This window comes from Azospirillum sp. (assembly GCF_035627195.1).
Classification (GTDB): Bacteria; Pseudomonadota; Alphaproteobacteria; order Azospirillales; family Azospirillaceae; genus Azospirillum.
On sequence record NZ_DASPMG010000117.1, the window covers coordinates 44,069 to 53,421 of the forward strand.

7 protein-coding genes are annotated in these 9,353 nt (G+C 70.8%); 2 read left to right on the forward strand and 5 right to left on the reverse strand.

The window, feature by feature from the left end:
• Positions 1-61 precede the first annotated feature (61 nt).
• The gene (locus VED21_RS10670) at positions 62-574 is read right to left on the reverse strand and encodes a carbon monoxide dehydrogenase subunit G (protein ID WP_324882328.1); all 513 of its coding nucleotides are present in this window, start codon (positions 572-574) and stop codon (positions 62-64) included.
• 78 nt (positions 575-652) lie between these two features.
• On the reverse strand, positions 653-2,293 hold the full coding sequence (locus tag VED21_RS10675) for a 3-(methylthio)propionyl-CoA ligase (RefSeq protein WP_324882329.1): 1,641 nt from the start codon (positions 2,291-2,293) through the stop codon (positions 653-655).
• Between the two features lie 271 nt (positions 2,294-2,564).
• Here VED21_RS10675 and VED21_RS10680 point away from each other — a divergent pair, with 271 nt between their 5' ends.
• Together VED21_RS10680 and VED21_RS10685 are read left to right on the forward strand one after the other, a co-directional pair.
• Entirely contained in the window at positions 2,565-3,584 is a 1,020-nt protein-coding gene (locus VED21_RS10680; RefSeq protein ID WP_324882330.1) for a hypothetical protein, read from the forward strand.
• Positions 3,585-3,604: 20 nt separating this feature from the next.
• A complete protein-coding gene (locus VED21_RS10685; RefSeq protein WP_324882331.1) occupies positions 3,605-4,729 on the forward strand; it encodes a hypothetical protein in 1,125 nt (374 codons plus the stop codon).
• A 9-nt stretch (positions 4,730-4,738) separates the two neighbouring features.
• Here VED21_RS10685 and VED21_RS10690 read toward each other — a convergent pair whose 3' ends face one another.
• From VED21_RS10690 to VED21_RS10700, 3 genes are all read right to left on the reverse strand, one after another.
• Positions 4,739-5,992: a D-amino acid dehydrogenase gene (locus VED21_RS10690; protein WP_324882332.1), complete on the reverse strand. Its 1,254-nt coding sequence runs from the start codon at positions 5,990-5,992 to the stop codon at positions 4,739-4,741.
• Positions 5,993-6,007: 15 nt separating this feature from the next.
• Complete coding sequence (locus VED21_RS10695) at positions 6,008-8,608, reverse strand: TRAP transporter permease (protein ID WP_324882333.1); 2,601 nt, start codon at positions 8,606-8,608, stop codon at positions 6,008-6,010.
• A gap of 273 nt (positions 8,609-8,881) precedes the next feature.
• A partial coding sequence (locus tag VED21_RS10700) for a TAXI family TRAP transporter solute-binding subunit (RefSeq protein WP_324882334.1) occupies positions 8,882-9,353 on the reverse strand: 472 nt, incomplete at its 5' end.

Genomic DNA, 9,353 nt, shown 5'->3' on the forward strand with positions numbered 1-9,353 from the left:
TTACCGTGAGCGGATTTTAACGCCAAATTGCGCTGAAAAATCCGCTCACGGGGCGGCCGGTTCAATCGCTTTCGTCTTGCGTCTCTTCTTTGACACCGTCGTCGCCCTTGGCGTCCGTATCGGCGGGCGGCTCGCCGCCGCCGAGGCGGGTGGCGAAGTTGGTGAAGAACTGGTCGGCGGTCTTGCGCGCCACGCCGGCCACGAGGCGGTTGCCGATGGCCGCCAGCTTGCCGCCCACGTCGGCCTTGGCCTCGTAGCGCAGCACCGTGCCGTCGCCGTCCGGCGTCAGGGCGACGCGGGCGTTGCCCTTGGCGAAGCCGGCGGCACCGCCCTGGCCCTGGCCGGCGATGGTGTAGCCGTTGGGCGGGTCGATGTCGGACAGGGTGACCGCCCCTTTGAAGGTGGCGCTGACCGGGCCGACCTTGGTGGAGACGGTGGCGGTGAACTCGGTGTCGGAGGTGCGCTCCAGCTCCTTGCAGCCGGGTATGCAGGCCTTCAGCACCTCGGGGTCGTTCAGCGCGTCCCACACCGCCTGCGGCGGGGCGGGGATGCGGTGCTCGCCGGACATGTCCATGGGGTGTCTCTTTCTCTCCCGTTGTTTCTTGGCGGGCGCGGGGCGTTGGGCGTCGCGAAGCCCAACGCCCGCGTCGCCTCACTGTTTCATGTAGTGCTCGCGGAACGTATCGCGCAGGGAGGTCTTCAGCAGCTTGCCGGTGGCGGTGTGCGGCAGTTCCTCCACCACCACCACGTCGTCGGGCAGCCACCACTTGGCGATCTTGCCCTCGTAGAAGGCGAGCATGGCGTCGCGGTCGATGGTGCGGCCGGGCTTCGGCACGACGATCAGCAGCGGGCGCTCGTCCCACTTCGGGTGCAGGGCGGCGATCACCGCGGCCTCCGCCACGTCGGGGTGGGAGACGGCGATGTTCTCCAGCTCGATGGAGCTGATCCACTCGCCGCCGGACTTGATCACGTCCTTCGAGCGGTCGGTGATGTTCATGTAGCCTTCGGCGTCGATGGTCGCCACGTCGCCGGTGCGGAACCACCCCTGCTCGTCGTGCGTCACGCCGTCGGGCGCCACGTTGTAGTAGGCGCTGCACACCCACGGCCCCTTGACGTACAGGTCGCCGAAGGCCTTGCCGTCCCACGGCAGCTCCTGCCCGTCGCCGCCGACGATCTTCATGTCGACGCCGTAGAGCACGCGGCCCTGCGTCATGCGGATGCGCATGGCGTCCTCGCCGGTGGCGTCGGCGTTGGAGGCCTTGAAGCGGTTGTAGGTGCCGATGGGGCTCAGCTCCGTCATGCCCCAGGCGTGGTCGACGCGCACGCCGAACTGGCTGTCGAACTCCTCCATCAGCATGCGCGGGCAGGCGGAGCCGCCGATGATCAGCTGCTTCACCGTCTCCAGCCGGCCGCCGGAGTTCTGCAGGTGCTGGAGCAGGCTCATCCAGATGGTCGGCACGCCGGCCGCCACGGTGACGCGCTCGGCGTTCATGAGCTCCGCCATGGGGGCGCCCAGCAGGTGCGGGCCGGGCATCACCAGCGTGGCGCCGACCAGCGGCGCGCCGTAGGGCGTGCCCCAGGCGTTGACGTGGAACATCGGCACCGCCGGCAGCACGCGGTCGACCGAGCGCAGGCCCATGGTGTCGGCCAGGCAGATGCCGTAGGCGTGCAGGATGGTGGAGCGGTGGCTGTACAGCACACCCTTCGGATCGCCCGTGGTGCCGGAGGTGTAGCAGAGCGAGCTGGCGGTGTTCTCGTCGAACTCCGGCCACTCGTAATCCTCGTCGGCCGCCGCCATGAGGTCTTCGTAGCAGTGCAAGGCCATGCCGGCCGGCAGGCTCAGCTCCGGCATGTGCGCGGCGTCGCACATCATGACCACGGCCTTGACGCTGCCGGCAAACCGCGGCGCCAGCCCCTCGACCAGCTTGGCGAAGGTGGTGTCCGCGAACAGCACCTTGTCCTCGGCGTGGTTGACGATGAAGGCGATCTGGTCCGGGAACAGGCGCGGGTTGATGGTGTGGCAGACCGCCCCCATGCCGGAGACGGCGTAGTACAGCTCGAAATGCCGGTAGCCGTTCCAGGCCAGCGTTCCGACCCGGTCCTGCGCGCCGACCCCCAGCTTTTGCAGGACGCGCACGAGGCGCCGGGCGCGCCGTTCCGCCTCGACGTAGGTGTAGCGGTGCACGTCGCCCTCGACCGTTTTCGACACCACCCCGGCGTCCTTGTGGTGGCGGGCCGCGTGCGTGAGCAGCGACGAGATCATCAGCGGGCGCTGCTGCATCAATCCGAACATGACGGAACCTCCCGTTCCGGGCTTCCCTTCGGCGGGTGCCCTGTTTGTCTGCGACGTCCTGGGGAGATTGCCCCGGTCCGCGGCCGGGAGCAACGGGCACGCATGGTGTAGATCGACGCATCCGGGGCAAGAGGAGCAAATGACGGGCCGGCATGGCTGGGCTGCGCGCCCATGCACCCATAAATCATTCAGCGGTCTGAAATCATTCATCGACCTGATGGCGCGGCGTCCCTAAGATCGCCGGCCGCGCACCGCGGGATGGGAGGGGCAAGTGGGCCGACGCGACGACGACTGGGACGACAGCGCGAAGACGCCGCGCGAGCGCTTCACGGGCACGCCCGCCGACCGCCTGGTGCGGCTGTGGCGCGCCGAGGATCCGCGCTTCGACGAGCTGCTGGACGAGCTGCTGGACAACGGCCGGCAGGCGGTGATCGACGTCGCCGTGCAGAAGCTGCGCGACGACGAGCAGATGGCCTTCATGGACGACGTGGAATCGCTGTCCGAGATGGTCGACCGCGTCAACGACGCCGGCGAGCGGACGTCCGCCAGCCTGTACTGGTTCGTGGCCGAGGTGACGGACGAGGCCGAATCGGCGCCGCCCGTGCACCTGCTGGAGCAGGCGTTCGCCGGCGCCGAATTGTTGGCGGAGGGCGAGACGCTGCGCCTGCTGCCCGTGTGGCTGGACCCGGAGCCGCTGTCCTACCTGGACCCCAGCGACCGCCGCGCGTTGCTGCGCCGGATCCTGGCGTCCCTCGACGACGCGGCCGACCATATGGAAGACCAGGAGCTGACCGCCGACCCGGCGGACGGCGCCGGCCTGCTGGCCTTCGTCGGCCTGTTCGAGCAGCGCCTGCCGGACCGTGACGGCGAGGAAGGGACGGCGGAGGACGCCTACGACGAGGAGGCGGAAGCCGCGGAGGACGCGCGCCTGCTGGCCGCGCTCGACGTGTTCTCGGCCGCGGTGGCTGAGGTCTACGCGCCGATCAGCCGCTGCCGACCGGTGGGCGGGCTGACCGACCTTCTCGACTTCGTGGCCGAGGAGCCGTGGGACGACACCGCCGTGCTGGGCGACCTCGGCCGCTTCGTCGACGTGGCCTCGGCCGAGGTGGAGGACGGCGTCGTCGACGCCGCCGTCTCCTGGACGCCCGGCATGCTGGAGGTGGGCCTGAGCGCCGCCGACGGCCGCTGGCTCGATTCCGCCACCTTCGCAGTGGAAGAGGAGCAGCTGACCCCCGCCATGGAGGTTCTGAAGCGCCGCTGCCGCACCGTGAGGCCGGCGGCGAAGGGGTGATCTGAAGGGGGGCGCGCCCCATGAGCGAGTACCAGTACTACGAATTCCAGGCGATCGACCGCCCGCTGGACGCCGGGGCGCAGGCGGAACTTCGGCGGATTTCCTCGCGGGCGCGCATCACCGCGACCAGCTTCACGAACCATTACGAGTGGGGCGACCTGAAGGCCGTCCCGCGCGAGATGGTGGCGCGCTGGTTCGACCTGCACCTCTACCTCGCCAACTGGAACACGCGGCAGCTGATGATCCGCCTGCCGCGCGCGCTGTTCGACCGCAAGGCGGCGCACCCCTATGCCGTCGGCCGGGCACTTGAGGTGACAGCGGCGGGCGAGCACGTGATCCTCACCTTCTCGGCCGACGAGGTCGACGTCGAGGAGTGGGACGACGGATCCGGCTGGCTGGCGTCCCTGGCGCCGCTGCGGGCGGCGCTGATGGAAGGGGATTGTCGCTGCCTCTACCTGGGCTGGCTGCTGGGCCTGCAGAAGGGCGAGGTGGACGAGGACGAGGAGGAGCCCCCGCGCCCGCCCGGCCTCGGCCGCCTGGACGGGCCGTTGCAGAGCTTCGTCACGTTCTTCGGCCTGGAGCCGGATCTGGTCGAGGCCGCGCTGGGCGGGGCGGATGCCGGGGACGAGGATCTGTTCGCGCGCGATCCCGTGGAGGCGTTCGTGCGCGGGCTGCCGGCGGATGAGAAGGACGCGATGCTCGTGCGGCTGGTCGCCGGTGAGGCGCCCAATCTGGCGAGCGAGCTGCGCCGCCGGCTGCGCCAAGCCGCCGGGGCGGAGTCCGAGCCGGCGCAGCCCGTCCGCACGGCGGGCGAATTGCTGGCCGCCGCCGACGCTCGCGCCGGGGAGCGCGAGCGGCTGGAGGCCGAGCGCGCCGCCGCCGAACTGGCCGAACGCCTGGACGCGCTGGCGCGGCGCGGAGAGGCCGCGTGGCTGGAGGTCGAGGACCTGATCGCCACGATGCGGCCGGAGAATTACGACATGGCCGTGTCCATCCTGCTCGACATCCAGCGGGTTGCGGAGCGGGACGGGTGGGAGACGCTGTTCATCGATCGCGTCGCGACGCTGCGCGCCCGGCACGCGCGCAAATCGTCCTTCACCGGCCGCCTGGACGCGGCGGGGCTGGGGCCGAAGGGGCGCCGCTGACGTCGCCTTTCACACCAGGAACCCGTCCACCGGGATCTCCGGCGTGCGGCCGGCCATCAGGTCGGCGACGACGCGGGCGGAGCCCATGGCGAGCGTGAAGCCCAGGGCGCCGTGGCCGGTGTTGAGCCACAGGCCGGGCACCGGCGTGGGGCCGAGCAGCGGGGCGCCGGTCGGGGTGGCCGGGCGCAGGCCGGACCACGGGCGGATGCGGTCGTAGTCGGCGGCACCGGGGAAGGCGGCGCGCGTCTCCCGCGCCACGAGGTCCAGGCGGCGGGGGTGGATCGCCGCGTCCAGGCCGACGAGGTCGGCGATGCCGGCGGCGCGCAGGTCGCCGCCGATGGGGGCATAGACGATGCGCCGGGCGGAATCGGTGATGCTGACCTTCGGTGCCTTGGCGGGATCGAGCATCGGGGCGGAGACGCTGTAGCCCTTCAGCGGGTAGATCGGCAGGTCGAGCCCGGCGCCGCGGGCGAAGCGGGTGCTGCCGACGCCCGCCGCCAGCACCACGGCGTCCGCCTCGATCACCCCCTGGTCGGTGTCGAGGCCGGTAACGCGGCCCTGCTCCAGGCGCAGGTTCAGGGCCGTCGTGCCCAGGCGGAAGGTGGCGGGGGTCGGGGCGGCTTCCAGGATGCGGCGCAGGCTCTCGCACAGGCGGTGGCAGTCGCCGACCTCCTCGCTCGGCGTATAGATGCCGCCGGTCAGGCGCGGGCGCAGGGTGGCGAGTGCCGGTTCGATCGCCACGCAGCCGTCGGCGTCCACCGCCTGCTGCTCGCACCCCAGTTCGCGCTGGTAGGCCATCTGGGCTCGTGCGGATTCGAAGCCTTCGGGCGTGGAGTAGACGACCAGCTTGCCGTTGCGGGCGTAGGCGAAGTCCAGCGCCGGGCCGTGCTCGTCCACCGCCGCGTGCAGCGCGCGGCGGCTGAGGCTGCCCAACGCCAGCAGGCGGCGGGTGGTGAGGCGGCTTTGCGCCTCGGTGCAGGCAGCGAGGAAGCGCAGGATCCAGCGCCACTGGTGCGGGTCGGCGGCCGGGGCGAAGCGCAGGGGCGAGTCCGCGCGCAGCAGGTAGCCGGGGATGGACTTCGGCACCGCCGGCCCGGCCAGCGGGGCGACGTAGCTGTAGCTGAGCTGTCCGCCGTTGGCGAAGCTGGCCTCCAGCCCGACGCCGGAGGCGCGGTCCACCACCGTCACCGCGTGCCCGTCGCGTGCCAGGGCGTAGGCGGACGCCATGCCGACGATGCCGGCGCCGAGGACGATCACGTGCATAAGCCGCTTCTCCCTTCAGGCCGTGCGCGCGCCGGCGTGCATCCGCGCGATCGGCCGGCGGCGGCGCTGCAACAGCACGACGATGCCCAGCAGCAGCAAGGCCGGGATGAACATCCAGTGCTTGGACGGCCGTTCGGCCGGCAGCAGCAGTTCCTGGATCTGCCAGTCGAGGTCGAGGCCCAGGCGGTTGGCGACGCTGCCGAAGCGGATGTCGTCGACCAGCACCTTGCCGTCTTCCTGGCGCAGGGTGACGCCCACCGCTTTCAGCCTCTCGGCACCCGAGCGCCCGTCGCCGAGCGGCAGTCGGATGGCCTTCTGCACCGTCTCGCCGCTCACCGTCTCGCCGGTGGCGCGCAGGTGGAGGGCGCCGTTGGGCGGGGCCGCGGCGGCGATCTCCTCGATGCGTTGCGCCGGCACGCTGTCGTGGGGCGGATGGATCAGGTCCATCCAGAAGCCCGGCCGGAACAGCGTGAAGCAGACCAGCAGCAGGGCGGCGGATTCGTACCAGCGGCTCTTCACCAGGAACCAGCCCTGCGTGGCGGCGACGAACATCAGCATGGCCAGCAGCGCGCTGCCCGCCACCAGCGCGAAGTGCGCGGGGCCGCCGATGCCGATCATCAGCAACTCGGTGTTGAAGATGAAGATGAAGGGCAGGAGGCCGGTGCGGATCTCGTAGCGGAAGGCCTGCACGCCGGTCTTCACCGGATCGGCGCCGGATATGGCGGAGGCGGCGAAGGCGGCCAGACCCACGGGCGGCGTCACGTCCGCCATCAGGCCGAAGTAGAAGACGAACAGGTGCACCGCCACCAGCGGCACGGCGAGGTCGTTCTGCGCCGCCAGCTCGACGATCACCGGCGCCATCAGCGTGGCCACCACCACGTAGGCGGCGGTGGTCGGCATGCCCATGCCGAGGATCAGGCAGATCACCGCCGTCAGCAGCAGCATGACCATCAGGTTGCCGCCGGACAGGAAATCGACCAGTTCGGTCAGCACCAGCCCGACGCCGGTCAGCGAGACGGTGCCGACGATGATGCCGGCGGCGGCCGTGGCGATGGCGATGCCGATCATGTTGCGCGCACCCAGCACCATGCCGTCGCCCACGTCCGCCAGACCCAGGCGCAGCGGCGTGGCGAGGTCGCGCTCGCGGCGGAACAGGGATGTCAGCGGGCGCTGCGTCGCCACCACGGCGATCAGCGTCGCCGTGCCCCAGAAGGCCGAGAGGCCGGGGGAGAGCCCCTCCACCATCAGGCACCAGACCAGGACGAAGACCGGCACCAGGAAGTGCAGGCCGGTGCGGGCCACCTCGCCCGCGTCGGGCAGGTCGGTGAGCATGGCCTTGGGGTCGTCGACCTCCAGGTCCGGGTGCCGGGCGCGGATGGCGACCAGCACGAGGTAGGCCGCCGCCGTGGCCGCCGCGGCGATCCAGATGGTGGCGTTGCCGAACACCTGCTTGGTCCAGCCCAGGCCGTAGTAGACGGCGCCGCACAGCACCACGAAGCCGGTCGCCGTCATCAGGAACGACAGGCCGGAACGCATCAGGTCGCGCTCCCTGCGCCGCTTGACGCCGGTGAGGCCGAGCTTGGCCGCCTCGATGTCGACCACGTAGAACAGCGCGATGTAGGTGATGATGGCCGGCAGGAAGGCGTGCTTCACCACCTCGGCGTAGGAGATGCCGACGTACTCGGCGATCAGGAAGGCGGCGGCGCCCATGACCGGCGGCATGATCTGGCCGTTGACGCTGGCCGCGCACTCGACCGCGCCGGCCTTGTGGGCGGGGTAGCCGACGCGCTTCATCAGCGGGATGGTGAAGGTGCCGGTGGTCACCACGTTGGCGACCGAGGAGCCGGAGATGACGCCCGTCAGCCCCGACGACACCACCGCCGCCTTGGCCGGCCCGCCGCGCAGGTGGCCCAGCAGGGCGAACGACAGCTTGATGAAGAAGTTGCCGGCGCCCGCGCGCTCCAGCAGCGTGCCGAACAGCACGAACAGGAAGACGAAGCTGGACGACACGCCCAGCGCCACGCCGAACACGCCCTCCGTCGTCAGCCACATGTGCGACATGACGCGGCTGACGGAGGCGCCCTTGTGCGCGATCATGTCGGGCAGCCAGGGGCCGGCGAAGATGTACGCCACGAACACCGCCGCCACGACCGGCAGCGCCGGACCCAGCGCGCGCCGCGCCGCTTCCAGCAGCAGCAGCAGCCCGGCCACCGAGGTGACGAGGTCGAGCGTCGTCGGCAGGCCCGGCCGTTGCGCCAGGGCGCCGTAGAACAGGTAGAGGTAGGCGGCGCAGAAGGCGCCGGCCAGCGCGAACGCCCAATCCGCCAGCGGCACGTGGCGGCGCGGCGAGCGCTTGAACGCCGGGAACGCCAGGAAGGCGAGGAACACCGCGAACGCCAAGTGGATGGCGCGCGCCTGCGTGTCGTTGAGGATCAGCAGCCCCGTGGTGAAGGGCAGGGGCGAGGCGTACCACAGTTGGTACAGCGACCACAGGAACGGCACGGCGACGAGCAGGCGCGCGGTCCAGCCGGAGGGCTTGCGCCCGCCGACGTCGGCCTCTGCGACCATCTCCTCAAGCTGGGCGCGCTTGTGCGCGTCGACGTCTTCGACGGTCATGGGGGGACTTTCGATTTGAACCCTCCCCCGGCGAAGCAGGGGAGGGAGGGACCCGCGAAGCGGGAGGGTGGGGGCAACGGCCTGCCCGAGGATCAAGCGTAGGTTGGGTCTGGACCCAACACCACTTGCGCCGTGGCCGCGTTGGGTTTTCGCTGGCGCTCAACCCAACCGACGGGCCGTTGATCCTTGGGCAGGCCGTTGCCCCCACCCACCCCAAGCGGAGCTTGGGGCCCCTCCCTCCCCCGCCGGGGGCGGGGGAGGGCAGAGTGGTCGTTACATCCAGCCCTTTTCCTTGTAGTACTTCGCGGCACCCGGATGGATCGGGGCGGAGTTGCCGTTCTTCAGCATCTCCTTGGGATCCAGGTTGGCGAAGGCCGGGTGCAGCTTCTTGAACTCCTCGAAGTTCTCGAACACCGCCTTGGTGACCGCGTAGATCACGTCGTCCGCCACCTTGGCCGAGGTGACCAGCGTCGCCACCACGCCGTAGGTCGGCGTCGGGTCCGGGTTGTTGGCGTACAGCCCGCCGGGGATGTTGACCTTGGCGAGGTAGGGGAACTGCTGCACCAGCTTGTCCACCGCCGCCCCGGTGACCGGGATCAGCTTCCCGCCGCAGGCGGTGGTCGGGTCCTGGATGTTGGCCGACGGGTGGCCGACGCCGTAGAAGAAGGCGTCGATCTTGTTGTCGCACAGCGCCGGACCGTGCTCGTCGGCCTTCAGCTCCGAGGCCAGGGACAGATCGCCCAGC

Coding starts and splice junctions, on each gene's coding strand:
- VED21_RS10675 (WP_324882329.1), bottom strand. CDS start 2,293: ATGTTCGGATTGATGCAGCAGCGCCCGCTGATGATCTCGTCGCTGCTC.
- VED21_RS10695 (WP_324882333.1), bottom strand. CDS start 8,608: ATGACCGTCGAAGACGTCGACGCGCACAAGCGCGCCCAGCTTGAGGAG.
- VED21_RS10690 (WP_324882332.1), bottom strand. CDS start 5,992: ATGCACGTGATCGTCCTCGGCGCCGGCATCGTCGGCATGGCGTCCGCC.
- VED21_RS10685 (WP_324882331.1), top strand. CDS start 3,605: ATGAGCGAGTACCAGTACTACGAATTCCAGGCGATCGACCGCCCGCTG.
- VED21_RS10670 (WP_324882328.1), bottom strand. CDS start 574: ATGGACATGTCCGGCGAGCACCGCATCCCCGCCCCGCCGCAGGCGGTG.